The sequence below is a fragment of the Pseudomonas sp. Ag1 genome (assembly GCF_000278565.1).
Lineage (GTDB): Bacteria > Pseudomonadota > Gammaproteobacteria > Pseudomonadales > Pseudomonadaceae > Aquipseudomonas.
Genome location: NZ_AKVH01000099.1, coordinates 90694 through 109779, shown reverse-complemented (window position 1 = coordinate 109779; position 19086 = coordinate 90694). Strand labels below are relative to the sequence as shown.

Sequence of the window (19086 nt, the reverse complement as noted above, 5' to 3'; positions counted from 1 at the left end):
TTGGTCAGCAGGCGCGGCATGCTAACGTCACGTCTTGACTCTCTATCGCCAGCCCATCCATGAAAATGCCCGATATCGACGCCATCCAGGCGTTCGTCCTGGTCGCCGAACTCAAGAGCTTTACCCGCGCTGCCGATGCTATCGGCGGCACCCAGGCGGCTATCAGCCTGAAGATAAAACGCCTCGAAGAAAGCCTTGGCCGCAAGCTGCTGGAGCGCACGCCGCGACGGGTCACGCTGTCGGCCCATGGCCAGATGTTTTTGGCCAGCGCCCGCCGCTTGCTGGACAACTACCAGGATGCGATGAATTGTTTTGGCCCGCAGAAACGCACCTTGCGCGTGGGCGTCAGCCACCACATTGTCGGCGCCGATCTCAGCCTGTGGCTGCGACGTTTGGCGACCACCGACCCGGACGTGATCGTGGCGTTCAGCCTCGGCACCTCGCGGGATATGTTGATGAACTACGAGCAGGGCAAGCTGGATGTGGCGATGATCCTGCGGCACGACAACCGTCGCCAGGACGGCGAAGTGGTGGGCATCGAACGCTTTGGCTGGATGGCTTCCCACGACTTCGAATTGCGCCAGGGCGGGGCGTTGCCCCTGGCGATCCAGCCGGAACCCTGCGGCATGCGCAGCATGGTGATGGCGGCGCTGGCCGAGCAGAACCGTGCCTGGGAAGAGGCGTTCGTGGGCAGCGGGATCCTGGCGATCGGCGCTGCTGTGGTGGCGGGGATTGGCATCGGCGCGATGGTTGGGCGAATGGCGCCCAGTGGCTGCGTCGACGTGGAGCAGCGTTTCGACCTGCCGCCGCTGCCCAGTCGTGAAGTGGTGCTGTATACGGCGCAGCGGGACTCTCAGGCGCAAGCGTTGATCCGCACGTTGAGCGCCGATATTCCCGCCGATTGAACTAGAAAATCAGACGCCCGGCCCAGGCCATCAGCAGCGCCAGGCTGCCGATGCCGAGGAGTGTGAGCCCAAGGGCTACGAAGTGAACGAGGAGGGTGGTCAGTGGCTGCTGCTGTTCCATGTGAGGGCTTCCTTGGGGCTTGGGAAGCAAAAGTATGCTGAGCGGCCGGGCACCGAAACAGACGCTGCCAGCTATTTCAGTGATAAGCAAAACCAAGGCCCACCCACTCCCGCGCGCATGGAGCGTGAGCGCCGCGCGATCACTCAGGCCTGGGCGGTGCATTTCATCATGAGTGGAACTTGTGATCATCTCAAATAAAATGAGTTTGTCTCACTATCACTCGATCCCGACAATGGCTCCCATACAAACACATTGGAGCTTTACGTCATGGCTGTTGCCCATTCCCTTGGATTCCCGCGCATTGGTCGCGATCGTGAACTGAAAAAAGCGCAGGAAGCGTTTTGGAAGGGCGAGCTCGACGAAGCCGGCCTGCACGCCGTAGGTCGTGAACTGCGCAAGACGCACTGGGACCTGCAAAAGAAAGCCGGCATCGAACTGTTGCCCGCCGGTGACTTCGCCTGGTACGACCAGGTACTGACTCACTCGCTGATGTTCGGTGTGATCCCCGAGCGTTTCCGCCCGGCCGACGGCAAAGCCACCCTGCACACCCTGTTCGGCATGGCCCGTGGCGTCAGTGACAACTGCTGCGGCGGTGCCCACGCCCAGGAAATGACCAAGTGGTTCGACACCAACTATCACTACCTGGTCCCTGAATTCAGCGCCGACCAGCAATTCCAGCTGGGTTGGGAGCAACTGTTCGAAGAGGTCAAGGAAGCCCGCGACCTCGGCCACACCGTCAAGCCGGTGGTCATCGGCCCGCTGACCTACCTGTGGCTGGGCAAGGCCAAGGGTGGTGATTTCGACAAACTCGACCTGCTGGACCGCCTGCTGCCGCTTTACGGCCAGATCTTCCAGCGCCTGGCGGACCTGGGCGTGGAGTGGGTGCAGATCGACGAGCCGATCCTGGTGCTGGACCTGCCGCAGGATTGGAAAAACGCCTTCGAGCGTGCCTATAACCTGATCCAGCGCGACCCGCTGAAGAAGCTGGTGGCCACCTATTTTGGCGGCCTGGAAGAGAACCTCGGCCTGGCAGCCAACCTGCCGGTGGACGGCCTGCACATCGACCTGGTGCGTGCACCGGATCAGTACCCGACCATCCTCGATCGTCTGCCGGCTTATAAGGTGCTGTCCCTGGGCGTGGTCAACGGCCGTAACGTATGGCGCTGCGACCTGGAAAAAGCCCTGGCCACCTTGCAGCATGCTCATGAGCGCCTGGGGGATCGCCTGTGGGTGGCGCCATCCTGCTCGTTGCTGCACAGCCCGGTGGACTTGGGCCGGGAAGACAAGCTGGATGCCGAGCTGAAAAGCTGGCTGGCGTTTGCCGTACAGAAGTGCGAAGAAGTGGCGGTGCTGGCCCAGGCCGTGAACCAGCCTGAAGCGCCGAACGTGATCGCTGCCCTGGCCGAAAGCCGTGCCGTGCAGGCGGCCCGTGCCGCTTCGCCGCGTATCCACAAGCCGGCGGTGCAAGCCCGTGTGGCGGCGATCACCGCCAAGGACAGCCAGCGTGACTCGCTGTTTGCCCAACGTATCGAGAAACAGCGTGCCGGCCTGAACCTGCCGCTGTTCCCGACCACCACCATCGGTTCGTTCCCGCAAACCGCTTCGATCCGCCTGGCTCGCCAGTCCTACAAGGCCGGCAAGTTGAGCGAAGCCGAATACGTCGAAGCCATGCACAGCGAGATCCGCCACGCTGTCGAAGTGCAGGAAAACCTTGGCCTGGACGTGCTGGTGCATGGTGAAGCCGAGCGTAACGACATGGTCGAATACTTCGCCGAACAGTTGGACGGTTATGTATTTACCCGCTTCGGCTGGGTGCAGAGCTACGGTTCCCGTTGTGTGAAACCGGCGGTGATTTTCGGTGACCTGAGTCGTCCGAAAGCCATGACCGTGGAGTGGATCCGCTACGCCCAGGGCCTTACCAACAAGGTGATGAAGGGCATGCTGACCGGCCCGGTGACCATGCTGATGTGGTCGTTCCCCCGTGAAGACGTGAGCCGCGAAGAACAGGCGCGGCAACTCGCCCTGGCGATTCGTGACGAAGTGGTGGACCTGGAAGCCGCCGGGATCAAGATCGTGCAGATCGATGAAGCCGCGTTCCGCGAAGGCTTGCCGTTGCGCCAGGCGCAGTGGAAGGAATACCTGGATTGGGCCACTGAAGTGTTCCGCCTGTGCGCCTCCGGCGTGCGTGACGAAACCCAGATTCACACCCACATGTGCTACAGCGAGTTCAACGATGTGATCGAGTCCATCGCGGCGATGGATGCCGACGTGATCACCATCGAAACCTCGCGCTCGGACATGGAACTGCTGGAGGCATTCGAAGCCTTCGCTTACCCGAACGACATTGGCCCAGGTGTGTATGACATCCACTCGCCACGGGTGCCGGATGCCTCGGAAATGGCCAACCTGCTGCGCAAGGCAGCCAAACGCATCCCGGCCGAACGCCTGTGGGTCAACCCGGATTGCGGCCTGAAAACCCGTGGCTGGCCGGAGACTGAAGCGGCGCTGATTCACATGGTGACAGCGGCGCGTCAACTGCGGGCCGAACTGGCCTGATCCAACACCCGGAATTACACGCCGGGTGAAGATCAAAATGTGGGAGCGGGCTTGCTCGCGAATACGGAGTATCAGCCGCTGGAGATGTCGACTGACCCACCGCATTCGCGAGCAAGCCCGCTCCCACATTGGGTCACCGGCGTTATCAAAATCATGAAATTGCCAGCATTACCCCGCGCAGACTAGAATGCGATCAATTCTTAATTACGCTTGGGCCCCACCGCCCGGCGCGCCCCGGTGATCGGCATGTCGTCTCCCCTCAATCTGCATATCCAGGACCTGTACTGCGAACACCATGGATGGTTGCACCGTTGGCTGGACCGCAAGCTGGGCAACGCCAGCGATGCCGCCGACCTGGCCCATGACACGTTCATGCGCCTGCTGACCCGGCAAACCACCGGCAACCTGGGCGCCGAGCCACGGGCATTGCTGACCCATATCGCCAAGGGCCTGATGATCGACAGCTGGCGCCGCCAGGAAGTGGAACGCGCCTACCTGGAAACCATCGCCCACCTGCCCGAACAGCATGTACCTTCGCCGGAAACCCGCTGGCTGATCCTCGAAGCGCTGTACCGCATTGAGGCGATGCTGCGGGATCTGCCGGAAAAAACCCGCCAGGCCTTCCTGATGTCGCAGATCGACGGCCTGAGCTATCAGCAGATTGCCGATGCCCTGGGTGTGTCGCTGATTTCGGTCAAACGCTACATGCGCGATGCCTTCCTGGCCTGCCTGAGCGTGGCATGAGCCAGTCGATTGATCCGTTGATCCTCGGTGAAGCCGCCGACTGGATGGTGCAGTTGCAGTCCGGCAGCGCCACCGATGAGGACCGCCGCGCCATCACCCAGTGGCAGGGCCGCAGCGCCCAGCATGCCCAGGCCTGGCAACGGGCGCAGGCGATTCTGGGGGACTTCAACAGCGTGCCGGCGGCGATTGCCGGCGATACCTTGAAGCGCATCGGGCGCAAAAAATCCCTCGGCCGACGCCAGGCGCTCGGGTTGTTGCTGGCGGCCGGCCCGGCGGCCTGGCTGGCGTATCGGCAGGTGCCTTGGCAGCAGTGGACCGCCGACCAGCACACGGCCATCGGCGAACAAAGGAACCTCACTTTGCCCGACGGCACTCGCTTGCTGATCAACACCGGCAGCTCGCTGAATATCGCGTTCTCCGAGCAGGTGCGGCGTATCGAGCTGCTCAAGGGCGAAGTGCTGATCACCACCGCCAAGGATTCGGCCCATCGCCCGTTCATCGTCCAGACCCGCCACGGTACCGCCAGGGCCTTGGGCACCCGATTCAGCGTGCGGGTGGGTGAGCAGGCAAGCCGAGTGGCCGTGACCGAAGGCGCGGTGGAGTTGCTGGCGGCGCATGCCGGCCAGGGGGTGATCGTCAAGGCGGGCGAGCAGGGCGCCTTCAGTGTTGACCGGGTAGCCGCCGTCGAGCCGCTGGACGTCAGCACCCTGACCTGGGAGAACGGCATGCTGCTGGCCCAGCATATGCGCCTGGCGGACCTGCTGGATGAGCTGGGGCGTTATCGCGCCGGCGTATTGCGCTGCCATGCCTCGGTTGCCGACCTCACGGTGTCGGGTGCGTTTCCCCTGCGCGACACCGATGCCAGCCTGCACCTGTTGCAGGAAACCTTGCCGGTCAAGGTCAGCAGCCTGACGGGGTATTGGGTGACGGTCGAGCCGCGCTGATCTTTTTCAACTTTCGCTGATACCTTTTTCGTTGTCGCCCGGTGTAGGGGAGAACCCTCAACATTGCTCCGCGCCGACAGGAATGCCCATGACCGCCAGACCGCTCCCGTATTGCCCCCGTCCGTTGAAGGCACTGAGCCTGGCGGTCGCCCTTGCCGCCGTCGCACCGTTGCAGAACGCCCAGGCAGAAGACGCTGCGCCAAGCAGTGCGGCGCGCAGCTATAACATCGCGGCGGGGCCGCTGGGGAATGTGCTGGCGCAGTTTGCGGCGTTGTCCGGGGTGCCGTTGTCGTTCGATTCCACGTTGCTCAACGATCAACAAAGCCCGGGGCTGCAAGGCAGCTACAGCGCACAATCGGGTTTTGCCCAGTTGCTGCAAGGCAGCGGCTACACCCTGCAAGGCACCGGCACCAACGGTTATACCGTGGTGCCCCAGGCCAGAGGCGGTGCGTTGGAGTTGGGCGCCACCACCATCAGCGGTGAAGCGAGCGGGGCGCAGGCAGACACGTATGCCGGTGGCCAGGTGGCACGTTCTGCACGCCTGGGCGTGTTGGGCAATCGGTCCATCAACGACGTGCCATTCAGCGTGGTCAGCTACACCTCGAAAACCATCGCCGACCAACAAGCGCGAACCGTCGGCGACGTTTTGCTCAACGACGCGTCGGTGCGCCAGTCGTCCGGGTTTGGCAACTTCTCCCAGGTGTTCACCATTCGCGGGCTGCCGCTGAGCACCGATGACATCGCATTCAATGGCCTGTACGGTGTGCTGCCCCGGCAGATCATCACTACCGAAGCCCTGGAACGGGTGGAGTTGTTCAAGGGCCCGAATGCCTTCGTCAACGGCGTGTCGCCCTCGGGCAGCGGGATCGGCGGCAGCGTCAACCTGGTGCCCAAGCGCGCTGAAGACACGCCCACCCGCAGCGTCACCCTCGATTACGCCAGCGACAGCCAGGCCGGCGGCCACATCGACCTCGGCCAACGCTTTGGCGAAGACAACCGCTTTGGCGCCCGGGTCAACCTGGCGCGGCACGGCGGCGAAACCGCTGTGGATGACGAAAACAAAAGCTCGCAGTTGATCGCCGTTGCCCTGGATTATCGCGGCGAGCGCTTGCGGGTCTCCACCGACTTTGGCTACCAGAAAGAACGCATCAATAACGGCCGCTCGGTGGTCTACCTGACCGGCACCAAAGTGCCCAGCCCGCCGTCGGCCAAGAACAACTACGCCCAGGACTGGAGCTGGTCGCAGCTGGAAGACACCTACGGCATGGTCAACGCCGAATATGACTTGAACGATAACTGGACGGCCTACGCGGCAGGTGGCGCCAAGCACACTCGGGAGAACGGCCAGTATTCGTCGCTGTATGTCGCCAACGATGGCAGCGCCAAGGTGGGCTTCCTCTATTCACCCCATGACGAAGACAACAAAAGCGCCATGGCCGGCTTGGACGGGCACTTTGCGACGGGGCCGGTGACCCATCAGATGAACTTCGGGCTGTCGGGGATCTGGGGCGAGCAGCGCTCGTCCTACGAGGCGATCCTGCAAGCCAACCGCCAGCCCGGCAACCTGTACGACCCGACGCAAACGCCGCGACCTACCAACACCTATTTCGGCAGTGATATTCACGACCCGCGGGTTGTCGGCAAGAACCGCATCAAGAGTGCGGCGGTGTCCGACACCCTGGGCTTTTTGGATGATCGCGTGTTGTTGACCCTGGGCGTGCGGCGCCAGACCATCGAGGTGGACAGTTGGAACACGGCCACGGGGGCACGGGGTACACCGTACTCCGAGTCCATCACCACACCGGTCTATGGCCTGGTGATCAAGCCATGGGAGCACGTGTCGTTCTACGCCAACCGTATCGAAGGCCTGGCCCAGGGCCCGACGGCGCCACTCACGAACGTGACCAACCCCGGCGAAGTCTTCCCGCCCAAGCGCAGCAAGCAGACGGAAGCCGGGGTGAAGCTGGACTGGGAAAACTATGGCGCCACGCTGGGTGTGTACCGCATCGAACAGCCGAACAACGCGACCACCCGGTTCCCGGGCCAGAAGTTCGACACCTTCACTGTCGACGGTGAACAGATCAACAAAGGCGTGGAACTCAACGTGTTCGGCGAGCCCATCGACGGCCTGCGCCTGCTGGCCGGCGCCACGTGGATGGACACCGAACAGAAGAGCACTTCCAACGGTGCCACCGACGGCAACCGCGCCGCGGGTGTGCCGCGCTTCCAGTACAACGTCGGTGCGGATTGGGATGTGCCGGGCATCCAGGGTGCGGCGATCAGCGCACGGATGCTGCGCACCGGGGGTGAATACGTCAACGCCGCCAACAGCCTGAGCATCCCGGCCTGGACCCGCGTCGACCTGGGGGCGCGTTATGGTTTCAAAGCGGATGACAAATACATCACCCTGCGCGCCAACGTCGAAAACGTAGCGAACAAGGCGTACTGGTCGTCGGCGTCGACGGCCAATAACTACCTGACCCAGGGTGAGCCGCGGACAGTGAAATTGTCGGCGACGGTGGATTTCTGAGCCTGGAAAACCCTATCGGGTGAATGAACAACCCGTGGCGAGGGAGCTTGCTCCCGCTGGGCTGCGAAGCTGCCCCAAAAAAAGGACACGGTGTTCTTTCAGGTGGCTCTCGATTGCCTTATTGGGGCCGCTTCGCAGCCCAGCGGGAGCAAGCTCCCTCGCCACAACAAGGCTGAATGTCCCTCGGTCAACCCGCGTTCACTTCAATCCGGTCAAAGCCCTTGAGGCGATACAGCATCACCGAGATCGCCCAACTGGCCACGAAGATCCCGATGATCATGTAGCCCAGCATCCCGAAACTGTCGTTCAGCGAGCCGATAAAACTCCAGAACGATCCCTTCAGGTCCAACTGGTCACCCATCAACCCCAACGCCTCGATACTGCCGATCACCACCGCAACCACCACCGATACCAGGGTGATGGTCATGTTGTAGTAGATCTTGCGGATCGGTTTCATGTACGCCCAGCCGTATGCCCCCAGCATCAGATGACCGTCGAGGGTGTCCACCAGGGACATGCCGGCGCTGAACAGCAGCGGGAACACCATGATCGCCCACGGCGACAGCCCTTGAGAGGCCTGGGTCGCAGAAATCCCCAACAGGCCGATCTCGGTGGCCGTATCAAAGCCCAGGCCGAACAGGAAACCCAACGGGTACATGTGCCAGCTGCGGCTGATCAGGCGAAACACCGGGCGAAAAATCCGCGCCATGAAACCCCGGTCCGCCAGCAGCAGGTCGAAGTCGTCCTCCACATACGCACCGCCCTGGCGCACATGGCGCCAGGCCTTGTAGATCGCGTGCAGGATCACCAGGTTCATCAAGGCGATGACCAACAGGAACGAGGCCGAGACCGACGTGCCGATCACCCCGCCGATGGCCTTGAACCCTTCAAACCGCGCCTGCATCACCGAGGCCGCAAACGCGACGCCAATGGATGCCAGGACCACCACCGAAGAATGTCCCAGGGAGAAAAAGAAGCCCACCGCCACCGGACGTTTCTTTTCCTGCATCAGCTTGCGGGTCACGTTGTCGATGGCGGCGATATGGTCGGCATCCACCGCATGCCGCAGCCCGAAACCGTAGGCCAGGAGCGCGGTGCCGAGCAACACCGGGTGCTCATGGAACGCCACCAGCGCCCAGATCCAGGCGACCACGTTAATGCCGATCAACAACCCGTAGATGCCAAACAGCTTGGCGCGAACCCGGGTGCTGGAGTCACTGAAAATCTGGGCAAGGCGTAGGATCATCAACACTACCTGTGTGCGTTGGAAACATTCAGACACGTTCCGAAACTTTATAGATTTTGTTTAGAGTGATGATGAAATTTGTGGAGTGAGTGAGGAGAGGATTGTGACGACGATGGAAAATGCAGCAATGGCGGTTATTGAGTTCTGGAAACAGGCGGGGCCCAAGCTCTGGTTTGCCAAGGATGAAGGGTTTGACCGGCGTTTTCGCGAGGCTTTCTACACCACGCATTTGCAGGCGGCCCGGCGCGAACTGGAGAGCTGGATGCAAACGCCGGAGGGCGCGCTGGCGTTGCTGTTGCTGCTGGACCAGTTCCCGCGCAATACCTTCCGTGGCACGGCGCATATGTTCGCCACCGACCCGCTGGCGCGTTTGTACGCGCGGCAGATGGTCGAGGCGGGGATGGACAAGTCGATCGAAACCCCGTTGCGGGCGTTTTGTTATTTGCCCTTCGAGCATTCTGAAGATCCCGGGGATCAACAGCTGTCGGTGGCCCTGAACAAGGACCTTGATGCCAATACCTACCGCTGGGCCAAGGAGCACGCCCGCATCATCGAGCGGTTCGGGCGCTTTCCTCATCGTAATGAGGTGTTGGCCAGGGTCACGACAGAGGAGGAGCGGGCGTTCCTGGAGGACGGTGGCTTTTCGGGCTAGGCCTCGGGTTCAGCCACTAAGTCTCTGACGCCCGCCTGGCGAAAACGCCGCACACCCTTGAGATCAATCGCCCAACGCAACGCTTCAGTCGCCGACGGACGTTCGCCTTGGGTAATCGCCGCGTCATCGGTGGTCAGTTTATTCAGGTAGCCCTTGGCGCCGCCGCGTTCGCTCCAGTAATGGGTGTGGCTGAGCCAGGAGCTGGCGAGCCAGCCTTTCCATTTGCCCACGCTGACCGGCAGGTCCAGTACGCCGGGGCCCATCACCGGGCTGACCGGGCCGCCGACGATGTCGCCAAACAGGCCCAGGGGCGCGGGGAAGTAGAGGTTGGTCCAACGGGTCACGGCGAAGGCCGCGGCATGGTGCAAATACAGGGGTGAAAATGGGCGACCGCCCACGGTGACGGGCAGCCGGCCGCTGTAGCCGTAGCCCTTATCGTCGAGCGTCGGCGGGCAGGCGGGGGCTTCGCGGCGTTCGATGCGGCGCTGGAAGTCGCTCACGCTGCGGCCCAGCAACAGGCTGGCGTGGGCCATCGGGCTGCCGAGGGTGACGAGGTCGGTGATACGCCACGGGTTGCCGAGGTTGCGTTGTTCGATAAAGGCTTCGGCTTGCTGTTCGCGGAACCTGAGGAGGCTTTGCAGGCGGCCGTCGAGGGCGTTTCCAGCCTTTGGCAGCGTGTCCTGGACCACCGGTTGCAGTCGCTCGTGGTTGGCGTAGCGGGCGGCGAGTTCCGGGCCGCCGGGGCGTAACTGATCGTGATGCTCGTGCCACAGGTAGCCGACGATCTCGTAGGCAATCACGCTGCCCAAACTGTGGCCGACGACGATGATGCGGTCGTAATCACCCTTGTCATGCAGGGCGCGCAGCAGGTCGACGCCATCGGCGCGGATCTGTTCGCGCACCACCACGTTCTGCGGGTTGGGGCTCAGGTAGCGGGCGGCATCGCCAAGGTATGACAGTGCCGAGTACTTCAGGGCCAGGCCGATCACCGCCAGCAGCACCGGGATCAGGGCGAAGGGGTTGTCGCTGTGGGGGAATCGGCCATACAGCGTCGCCAGGGTTCCGCTGACCAGCAGCACGAGCAGGGCCAGCAAGGCCCAGCGCGTGGCGCGCCAGATCGGCACGATGGCCGTCGGGATATCCCGGCGCGGACGCTTGAAAATGTCCCATAGCCAACTGAGCAGGTGCCCGACCTTGGTGCCCTGCATCTTGTGGGCCCAGTAGTACTCGTAGAAATCGGTGGTGTTGCGACCCGCCGACTTCAACACGCGCAAATCAAAGTTGCGCGAAAACCGGTCGGGTTTGCTCCAGTAGAAAGGCGTCGCCTCGGGGGTGTCCGCCGGGATCGCCGCTTCGACGAAGCCACGCAGGGTATCCATCGGGCGCTGCTCGCCGATTCCGTGGATGACGACAACCGCTTGTTTCATCTAGTGATCGTTCCTTGATCCGCTTTTCGGGGCGTTACGGGTGGGGTTCAAGGGGCCATAGTATTGCCATTATCGATGGTATTCCAGCCAGGAATGCCCCCATAAAAACCGCGCATTTCATTTGCGCGACGCGATCTCGTAGTGTGGTGCTCCCACCAAGGAGATGTCGCCGTGAACCATCGCCCGCTGAGCCTGTACGTTGACGCCCATTTCACCAGTCCCTACGCGATGTCGGTGTTTGTGACCCTGCGGGAAAAGGGCCTTGAATTTGAACTGCTCACCTTGAACCTCGACACGGCCGAGAACCAGACTGACGCGTACACGCACTTGTCGCTGACGGGGCGCGTACCGACCCTGGTGCAGGGTGAGTTTGCGCTGTCCGAGTCGTCGGCGATAACCGAGTACCTGGAGGATGTGTTCCCGCAGGTGCCGGTGTACCCGGCCGAACCCCGCCAGCGGGCGAGGGCGCGGCAGGTGCAGGCGTGGTTGCGCAGTGACTTGATGCCGATTCGGCAGGAACGCTCGACCCTGGTGGTGTTTTACGGGCTCAAGGGCGAACCGCTGTCGCCGGTTGCTGAAGCAGCGGCCCACACGCTGATCAACGCGGCGCAGGCGCTGTTGGCCGACGGTCGCGACTACCTGTTCGGCGCGTGGTCGATTGCCGACATGGACCTGGCCGTGATGCTCAACCGGCTGATCCTCAACGGTGACAGCGTGCCCGCCAACCTGGTGGCGTATGCCCAGCACCAATGGCAACGGCCTTCGGTCCAGGAATGGGTCAAGCAGGCACGACCGTCGCTGTAGTCACACTCCTCAATTACAAAGTGAATCCTGGTCCATGAATATACTGTCGAGTGACTCCCGCCTGCCGCTGTACCAGCGTTTTCGGGATCATCTGATTGAGCAGATTGCCAATAATCACTGGCGCGCCGGTGCGGCTATTCCCCCTGAAGCGGTGTTGTCCACCCAGTACCAGCTGTCTACCGGCACTGTGCGTAAAGCGATCGAGGCATTGGTGGGCGAGGGCATTCTGGAGCGCCAGCAGGGCCGTGGTACGTTTGTGCGCCGCCCGAAGTTTCAGTCGTCGTTGTTCCGGTGTTTCCGCTTCCAGGGCCCGGGCGGTGAATGTCAGCTGCCGCAGAGCCGGATCCTGTCGGTCAAGCCGGTGAAGGCGCCGTTGTCGGTGAGCGAGGTGCTGGGGCTGGCAGCGGATGCGCCGGTAATCTGCATCGTGCGGGTACACGTGCTGGACACCGGGCCAGTGCTGGCCGAGGAAATCTGGCTGCCGCGCGAGCGGTTCCAGGCGCTGCTGGACGTGGATCTGACCCGGCAGGGATTGCTGTTGTACCCCACTTACGAAGAAGTCTGCGGGCAAGTAGTCGCTTCTGCCGAGGAAGCCCTCACTGCCGAGTCCATCGATGACGTGTGGGCCCGCTGGTTGCAGGTGCCGGTGGGCAGCCCGGTGATGGTGATCGAGCGGCTGGCCCGGGATTACGCCGGCCAACCCCTGGAGTTGCGACGCGGCCGTGGCCACGCCGAACATTTCCGTTATCGCGTGGATATACGCTGAGCTTGAGGCGCGGTGCTATTCGGCTTTGAGCAGCACCAGCCAGCTTTGCACCACCCGGCGGTCAAGGTCTTCCCAGTCGGCCATGCCCAGCACCCGGGTGGTGTTCAAACCGCGCAAGTAGCCACGCAATTGCTGGGCAATCGCGTAGACCACTTCCGGTTCGGCGGCGTTGTCCAGCAGCACTTCCTCATAGTCGACCAGGTAATCGGCAACCCGCTCGCGAAACTCCGGAAGCACAGCTTCACGGATGCGATCGAAGGTTTTCTGGTGGGGCTTCATAGGCGTTCCTTATCATTTTGTGTGAGGCGGCCTGCACGACACTATTGCTCTAGATAATAGTCACCATCAAGTATTGCGAGTTCTGTTTTTCTGAAAAAGGAGGACAATTGCCATCATTGAACATGATGTGCAAGGACCCTGCGATGAGGACTTTTACCGGTTTGGCCCTGGTGGCGCTGCTGATGAGCACAATGGTTGGCTCTGCGTCGGCCGGGGGGCTTCAAGCCAGCCACCTGGCGCCAATCGTCGCCAGCCCGGTCGGGTTGCAGCATTCGCAATCGGTCGGCGTGCTCTACAGCGACAACACCCTTGACAACCTTGAGTACCTCGCGCGCTACCACGCCATGGCGGTCAATGGTGCCAAGGGCCAGCTGGACGAGCAGATTCGCCAGGCCTTCGTCGACAGTTCCGACCCGGACCTGGCGATTGACTGGCTGATGGCTTCGTTGCGGCACACCTTTGCCTCGGTCACCCGTTACGACAACCTTGATGCGCTGTTGCAGGCGCACCCGGATGTGGTGGTGATGCTCGATACCTACAACCAATTGCTGACCCAGCGTAACGACCTGGTGGAAGCGCGATTTGTTGCCAAGTTCTATGACCTTGACCTGCAATACATCGCCAAAGCCGAGAGTTCGATGCAAATGCACTTGCCTAATGTGTGGGTACATGACAAAACGGCGCCCCAGATCGCTGCACAGATTGGGCAGCAGCGCGACGTTCAGTTGAACGCATTAAAGCAGTTCGATGCCTCGCTCAAGGCGTTGGTCGCTGCCGGTTAGCCCACTTCGTTTATTTTTCAGGAATTTTTATGCGCGTGTTGTTAGTGCCAGCGATGGCTTCTGCTTCTTTATTGATGACGGGCTGTGCATCCGCCCCCAATGCCCCAACCCTTACCCTGCAAACCGCCAAGGATCCTGAAGCCTACGTGCAGTGCGTGGTGCCCAAGTTCGAGAAAAACGGCATGACCTCCACGGTCACGCAGAATTCGCGGCATGCCCGGATCGTGGTGAGCAGCAAGATCGCCGCGGACAACATCCTCGAAGTCTACAAGTCCCAGGACGGCGGCAAGGTGTTCCTGTACGAGCGCAAGCCGTTGGCATCGACGTTCAAGCCGTCGCGGTTCGAGCATGCGGCGCAGGATTGCCTGTAATCGACTGGGGCCGGTCTGTGGGAGCTGTCGAGCCCCGGCGAGGCTGCGATAGCATCACTGCGGTCTGACAGTGACACCGAGGTGATCCCATCGCAGCCTCGCTAAAGCTCGACAGCTCCCACAGTTGATCTTCATTGTCTTGAGCGAATGATTCAGCTCGGCTTTGGCTCGCTGCTGAACGTCTCGACCGCTTTCACCAACCCCTTGGCCGCCAACGCCACCAACTCACCGCCTTTTTGCGGGGTGGCCAGCGCCGGGTCCGAACCCATGCGCCCATCCGGGAATCGCGCGCGGAAGTCGCGGGCTTCGCGGATCGGGCCGGTGTTGGCGATTTGCGGCGAGTAGTCAGCCGACTTGATCGCGTCCGGGTAGGCCCATTGGGTCACGGCAATCTCCGACGGCGTGGCATGGCTGCCATGGCCCACCGGGAACTGCTGGTGCGCCAGTTCGTTCACGCCTTCCAGGTCCCACCAGTTGCACAGTTTCAGCGCATAACCCGACGGGCGCCCGCTGAAGCTGGCCTCGGCATACAGCTCGGAGAACGCCGCTTCGATCGAGGCAATATTGCCGCCGTGGCCATTGAGAAACAGGATCTTCTCGAAACCATGGCCTGCCAACGAACGTACCCAATCGCCAATCGCCGCGATAAAGGTCGAAGGGCGCAGGGAAATGGTGCCCGGGAAGCCCAGGTGGTGCTGGGCCATGCCGATGTTGAAGGTCGGGCCGATCAGGATGTCGGCGTTCTTCTGCGCTTCATGGGCAATGATTTCCGGGCACATCCAGTCGGTGCCCAACAGGCCGGTGGGGCCGTGTTGTTCGTTGGAGCCGATGGGAATCACGATGCTGCGGCTGCGTTCCAGAAACTGGCCAATCTCGATCCAGGTGGATTGATGTAAAAGCATCTCAGGTTCTCTCTCTCATCAAGCCCAGGAACACGGTGGAGTTCCTGGTGGCGTGAGCCGCATGGTGCACGGCAACAGCGAGAGCATCAACCGCCTTTGACCGTACCGGCACTCGCCATCTGGCGCGGCTTGCAGTTGAGGTAAGCCGAGGACTTCAGCCAGCGCTGGTCGGGGTACCAGGAAAACATGAACTGGCCGTCCTTGAGCTTGTCCACCACCTGGCGCGCTACCTGCGGGCGTACGGCGGGGCAACCCTGGCTGCGGCCGATACGGCCTTCGCGCTTGCTCCACAACGGGCTTACATAGTCGGCGGCATGGATCACGATGGCGCGGTCCCGTGCACGGTCATTGAAACCCGGCTCCAGGCCGTCCATGCGCAGCGAGTAGCCGTGGGCGCCTTCGTAGCTCTCTTGGGTGCGGAACAAGCCAATGCTGGACTGGTAACTGCCTTCACGGTTGGAGAACTGGGTGGCGAAGTTTTCCCCGGATTTTTGTCCGTGGGCCACCAAATCCCGCAGCACTAATGTCTTCTTGCGCAGGTCGAAGATCCATAGGCGACGAGCGGTCGAAGGTTGGGAATAGTCGATCACCGCCAGCCGGTCGGACTGTTCGATGCCATTGCCCACCGCGCATTGCATGGCGCTCAAGGCTCTTTTCAGTACATCGGGGTTGAGTTCTGGAGCGGCGTGGGCGAGGCTGCTATACAGAGTAAGAGGTTTACCCGTGTCTGCGAGCGCAACGGTGCTCAGCGAGGCAAAGGTCGAGATGATCAGGCCGAGTCGGCAGCAAAAGGTCAGCATGTATAAAGCATCTCCGCCGTGGATGGGAGCTAAGCGATTGTTCAAAAAACACGCATGTTACTTGAGCATTTGCCTGCTCGTTGCACCGCTGGTCGCGACAGCCGAAGACCTGTTGGTGGTGTCGCCGGCCCCGGTGCAATTGGCGCTCTCGCAATTGTCGACCGTTTGCCCAGGCCCGGACGGGCAGGTCGATGCGCCTTCCCTGGCGCGTTTGCAGGCGTTTTATCAGCAGCAGGGCGACGTGGTGCTGTGGTCCGAGGGGGATCGCCGCGCCGCATTGCTAGCCCAACTGCAGTTGCTGGCCGACGATGGCCTGGACCCGACTCACTATAGACTGCCCCCGGCGGATGCCACGGGGAACGTGCTGTGCATCGACATCGGTACCAGCCAGCAGTACCTGCAAGCCCTGCAGGACCTGCATTTCGGCCGCTTGCAGCAGTCGCGCTTCGAGCCCGTCTGGCATTCGCAACCGGCCCCGGACCCCGACACCCAATTGCTGGCCATGGCCGAGGCCGGCATGCAGAGCGTCGCCCAAGCCTTCGACCAGGCCCGCCCGAGCGCGCCGCTATACCTTGGCCTGCGCAGTGCCTACGCCGCCTTGCGCCAGCAACCGTTGCAGCATTGGGAAGCCGTGGCCAGCGGCCCGTTGCTGCGCCCGGGCATGGACGATTCGCGGGTGCCGCAACTGGCGCGGCGAATGGTCAATGGCGGCTACCTGAGCGCCACCTCCGCGGGGACGCAATACCGTGGCGAGTTGGTCAACGCAGTCAAGACCTTCCAGCAGAGCCATTCCCTGCAAGCCGACGGCGTGATCGGCCCCGGCACGGTCACCGAGCTGAACATCAGCCCGGCGATTCGCCGCGAACAATTGCGCATCAACCTTGAACGGTTTCGCTGGCTGTCCCGGGACCTGGAACCCGAGGGCGTGCTGGTGAACGTGGCCGCGGCGCAACTGAGCTTCTACCAGGGCGGCGTGCCCGTGTGGCAAACCCGCCTGCAAGTCGGCCGCGCCGACCGCCAGACGCCGCTGCTGAAGTCGCGCATCACCCGGCTGACCCTGAACCCCACCTGGACCATCCCGCCCACCATCATGCGCGAGGACAAGCTGCCGGCGATCCGCCTGAACCCCGAATACCTGCGCCAGCAGAACCTGCAAGTGCTCGACAGCCAGGGCAACCCGCTGGCACCGGAACAGGTCGACTGGTCGCACCCCGGCAACATCCTGCTGCGCCAGGGCGCCGGCCCGCGCAACCCGCTGGGCCGGATCGTGCTGCGCTTTCCCAACCCGTATTCGGTGTACTTGCACGACACGCCGAGCCAGCCGCTGTTCTCCAAAGGCCCGCGGGCCTTCAGTTCGGGATGTGTGAGGGTTGAGCAGCCGCTGCTGTTGCGCGACTTCCTGGTGAGCCCGGCGGAGAAGATCCGCACCGAAGAATTGCTGGCGACGGAAACCACCCACGAGTTCCGGCTCGCGACGCCGGTACCGGTGCTGCTGGGGTATTGGACGGTGCAGGTCGATGGCAAGGGCGCGTTGCTCTACGCGCCGGACATTTACGGGCGCGACCCGGTGTTGATGAAAGCGTTGGAGAGTGCGCTCTAGGCGCTTAGCTGAGCGTTGATCATCGTCAGCGCCTCATGGGGAGGCAAGCGCGCCGTATCGACGGTCAATGGCGACTCGGCCCATGGCTCATATTCATGGGCCAGGACGGACTGCCAGGTGGGCGGCGTGAGCCCCGGAATATCGCTGGTGCGTGATTCCACGCGGCGTTGGTGTTCGTGTGGGTCGGAGCACACCACCTGGATATTCACCAGCTGCATACCGGCGCTTAGCGCAGTGTCGCGCCACGCGTGACGACTTTCAGCCACCGGGTTAACGCAATCGACGACAACCGTGTGACCCAGCAACAGGTTGCTCAACGCCAACGCATTGGCCACCTGGTAACCGCTGCTGCCCACACCTTGCTCCAGGACCCCTGCATCGCGGATGGCCTGCTCGATGGTGTCGATGCGCAGATACACGGCGCCGGATTGGCCGGCAAGGGCCTTGGCAATTGTGGTCTTCCCGGTGCCGGGCAGGCCGCTGAACACAATAAGCATGGTCGATCCTTCGAAGGGGTGAGTCGGCTCAGTCTACCGGGCGACTCACTTCAAATAACAGGCGCTGATCCAGTCCGAAGGCTTGGGCGCGAGTTGTTCGGCGACCGGCAAATACCGGGCGTCCAACTGCGCCGCCAGCCAGTACAGCGTATTGCTGCTTTTCGGGTTCCATTCGCCGCTGTAGCCAGGCTCACCTACGCGGGCCCGGTCCCGGTCGAACTGCACGTGGGTATGCACGAACTCTTCGTGGCTGCGCTGGCCTTTGGCATACGGCGCCAGCCAGTCCAGTGCTTCGCTCAGCGAGCCACCGTGGGGCGCGGTGACGTCCAGCCAGTTGCCGCCAATGCCGTAGGGCTTGGCCGCCAGCGCCGCCTGCACCAGCGGCTCCAGGTCGTAGACCACATAGTGCAGGGCGTCACGGTCCTGGAAGTCGCTCACCGAGCCGTCGGGCAGTACGTTGTCGTTGATCTGTTGCCGGAACAGCTGGAAGGCCTGTTCGAGCATCTCGCGGTCGCCCAGTGCAGCGGCGGCCACCGTGACCAGTTTTACGCGGTGGCTCTGCCAGTTATTGGTGTTGGTGGCTTTCTTTTCTCCGTGGAACTGCTTGATGCGCTCGATATAGCCATTGCCCAGGTTGGTCAGCAGCGCGCGGGTGGCGTCGCGGGTCTGGGGGCGAAGGTCGCTGGCGGTGAGGGCGTAGGCGCTGATCAGCATGTCGAGGTTGGTTTCGTCGATCGGGTTGAAGTCCGGCTGGTAGGTGCTGGCCCACGCGCTCAGGTAGTCATCCACTTGCTTGAGGTAGCGCGTGTCACGGCTCAGGCGCCAGGCCAGGGCCGCTTGGCGCATGACTGGCCAATCCTTCTCGGCGGCGATGCTTTGCTCGCGGATGCCGTGGTTCGGCAAGGTACCTTCGGTGTGCAGATGGGGCAGGGCGTCGGGCTGGTCGCCGAGGTGGCGCTGGGCGGCAGCCAGCAGCGATTTGGAGGTCGGATTCGAGGTGGCGGGCTGGCAGGCACTCAGGACCTGGGGCGCGGCAAAGGCGGCGTTGGCGAACGCGGCGAGCAGCGCGGCGAGGGCCACGGTGTGCAGAGGGCGTTGGAGCATGCTGTTCCTCAGGGATGGATTGACCCGATCGGGGCGCAGCCACGCTACCATGCCCG

Annotated in this window: 18 protein-coding genes; 11 read left to right on the top strand and 7 right to left on the bottom strand. The window is 62.5% G+C overall.

The features are described from left to right. Window positions 1–59: 59 nt before the first annotated feature. The 5 genes from A462_RS15710 (at window position 60) to A462_RS15730 (ending at window position 7800) form a co-directional block, all read left to right on the top strand. Window positions 60–905, top strand: a complete 846-nt coding sequence (locus A462_RS15710) for a LysR family transcriptional regulator (protein ID WP_003210222.1) — start codon at window positions 60–62, stop codon at window positions 903–905. A gap of 388 nt (window positions 906–1293) precedes the next feature. Then, window positions 1294–3582 carry a 5-methyltetrahydropteroyltriglutamate--homocysteine S-methyltransferase gene (gene metE, locus A462_RS15715; RefSeq protein ID WP_008435405.1) on the top strand — a complete coding sequence of 763 codons (2289 nt, stop codon included), beginning with the start codon at window positions 1294–1296 and terminating at the stop codon, window positions 3580–3582. 246 nt (window positions 3583–3828) lie between these two features. Then, a complete protein-coding gene (locus A462_RS15720; protein WP_032899414.1) occupies window positions 3829–4326 on the top strand; it encodes a sigma-70 family RNA polymerase sigma factor in 498 nt (165 codons plus the stop codon). Continuing rightward, complete coding sequence (locus tag A462_RS15725) at window positions 4323–5270, top strand: FecR domain-containing protein (protein ID WP_008435401.1); 948 nt, start codon at window positions 4323–4325, stop codon at window positions 5268–5270. Before A462_RS15720 ends, A462_RS15725 begins: the two co-directional genes overlap by 4 nt. Window positions 5271–5358: 88 nt before the next feature. Next, window positions 5359–7800, top strand: a complete 2442-nt coding sequence (locus tag A462_RS15730; RefSeq protein ID WP_008435399.1) for a TonB-dependent receptor — start codon at window positions 5359–5361, stop codon at window positions 7798–7800. A gap of 187 nt (window positions 7801–7987) precedes the next feature. Here A462_RS15730 and A462_RS15735 read toward each other — a convergent pair whose 3' ends face one another. Further along, window positions 7988–9046, bottom strand: coding sequence for a HoxN/HupN/NixA family nickel/cobalt transporter (locus A462_RS15735; RefSeq protein WP_003210212.1), 1059 nt, complete (start codon window positions 9044–9046; stop codon window positions 7988–7990). A gap of 127 nt (window positions 9047–9173) precedes the next feature. Here A462_RS15735 and A462_RS15740 point away from each other — a divergent pair, with 127 nt between their 5' ends. Continuing rightward, window positions 9174–9698, top strand: a complete 525-nt coding sequence (locus A462_RS15740; protein WP_008435398.1) for a DUF924 family protein — start codon at window positions 9174–9176, stop codon at window positions 9696–9698. Here the strand turns inward: A462_RS15740 and A462_RS15745 are convergent. Next, window positions 9695–11125, bottom strand: coding sequence for a hypothetical protein (locus A462_RS15745; RefSeq protein ID WP_008435395.1), 1431 nt, complete (start codon window positions 11123–11125; stop codon window positions 9695–9697). The genes A462_RS15740 and A462_RS15745 overlap by 4 nt on opposite strands. Window positions 11126–11296: 171 nt before the next feature. On the opposite strand from A462_RS15745, the gene yfcF reads away from it, so the two are divergent. Both yfcF and A462_RS15755 read left to right on the top strand, forming a co-directional pair. Further along, window positions 11297–11929 carry a glutathione transferase gene (gene yfcF, locus A462_RS15750; RefSeq protein ID WP_008435393.1) on the top strand — a complete coding sequence of 211 codons (633 nt, stop codon included), beginning with the start codon at window positions 11297–11299 and terminating at the stop codon, window positions 11927–11929. Between the two features lie 34 nt (window positions 11930–11963). After that, on the top strand, window positions 11964–12695 hold the full coding sequence (locus tag A462_RS15755; protein ID WP_003210205.1) for a GntR family transcriptional regulator: 732 nt from the start codon (window positions 11964–11966) through the stop codon (window positions 12693–12695). 15 nt (window positions 12696–12710) lie between these two features. Here A462_RS15755 and A462_RS15760 read toward each other — a convergent pair whose 3' ends face one another. Beyond that, window positions 12711–12974, bottom strand: coding sequence for a hypothetical protein (locus tag A462_RS15760; RefSeq protein WP_008435390.1), 264 nt, complete (start codon window positions 12972–12974; stop codon window positions 12711–12713). A 143-nt stretch (window positions 12975–13117) separates the two neighbouring features. Between A462_RS15760 and A462_RS15765 the strand changes: the two genes are divergently transcribed. Continuing rightward, window positions 13118–13756 carry a hypothetical protein gene (locus A462_RS15765; RefSeq protein WP_032899392.1) on the top strand — a complete coding sequence of 213 codons (639 nt, stop codon included), beginning with the start codon at window positions 13118–13120 and terminating at the stop codon, window positions 13754–13756. A 29-nt stretch (window positions 13757–13785) separates the two neighbouring features. Beyond that, complete coding sequence (locus tag A462_RS15770) at window positions 13786–14127, top strand: hypothetical protein (protein WP_003210199.1); 342 nt, start codon at window positions 13786–13788, stop codon at window positions 14125–14127. A gap of 152 nt (window positions 14128–14279) precedes the next feature. Here A462_RS15770 and A462_RS15775 read toward each other — a convergent pair whose 3' ends face one another. Then, entirely contained in the window at window positions 14280–15029 is a 750-nt protein-coding gene (locus A462_RS15775; protein ID WP_008435386.1) for a creatininase family protein, read from the bottom strand. 86 nt (window positions 15030–15115) lie between these two features. Beyond that, the gene (locus A462_RS0132485; protein ID WP_023658766.1) at window positions 15116–15829 is read right to left on the bottom strand and encodes a murein L,D-transpeptidase catalytic domain family protein; all 714 of its coding nucleotides are present in this window, start codon (window positions 15827–15829) and stop codon (window positions 15116–15118) included. Between the two features lie 37 nt (window positions 15830–15866). On the opposite strand from A462_RS0132485, the gene A462_RS15780 reads away from it, so the two are divergent. Next, window positions 15867–17429 carry a L,D-transpeptidase family protein gene (locus A462_RS15780; RefSeq protein WP_008435380.1) on the top strand — a complete coding sequence of 521 codons (1563 nt, stop codon included), beginning with the start codon at window positions 15867–15869 and terminating at the stop codon, window positions 17427–17429. On the opposite strand, the gene A462_RS15785 is transcribed toward A462_RS15780, so the two are convergent. Together A462_RS15785 and A462_RS15790 are read right to left on the bottom strand one after the other, a co-directional pair. Then, the gene (locus A462_RS15785; protein ID WP_008435378.1) at window positions 17426–17926 is read right to left on the bottom strand and encodes an AAA family ATPase; all 501 of its coding nucleotides are present in this window, start codon (window positions 17924–17926) and stop codon (window positions 17426–17428) included. The two genes, A462_RS15780 and A462_RS15785, sit on opposite strands and share 4 nt — an antisense overlap. A gap of 45 nt (window positions 17927–17971) precedes the next feature. Further along, window positions 17972–19030, bottom strand: a complete 1059-nt coding sequence (locus tag A462_RS15790) for an alginate lyase family protein (RefSeq protein WP_008435376.1) — start codon at window positions 19028–19030, stop codon at window positions 17972–17974. Between the last annotated feature and the right edge of the window lie 56 nt (window positions 19031–19086).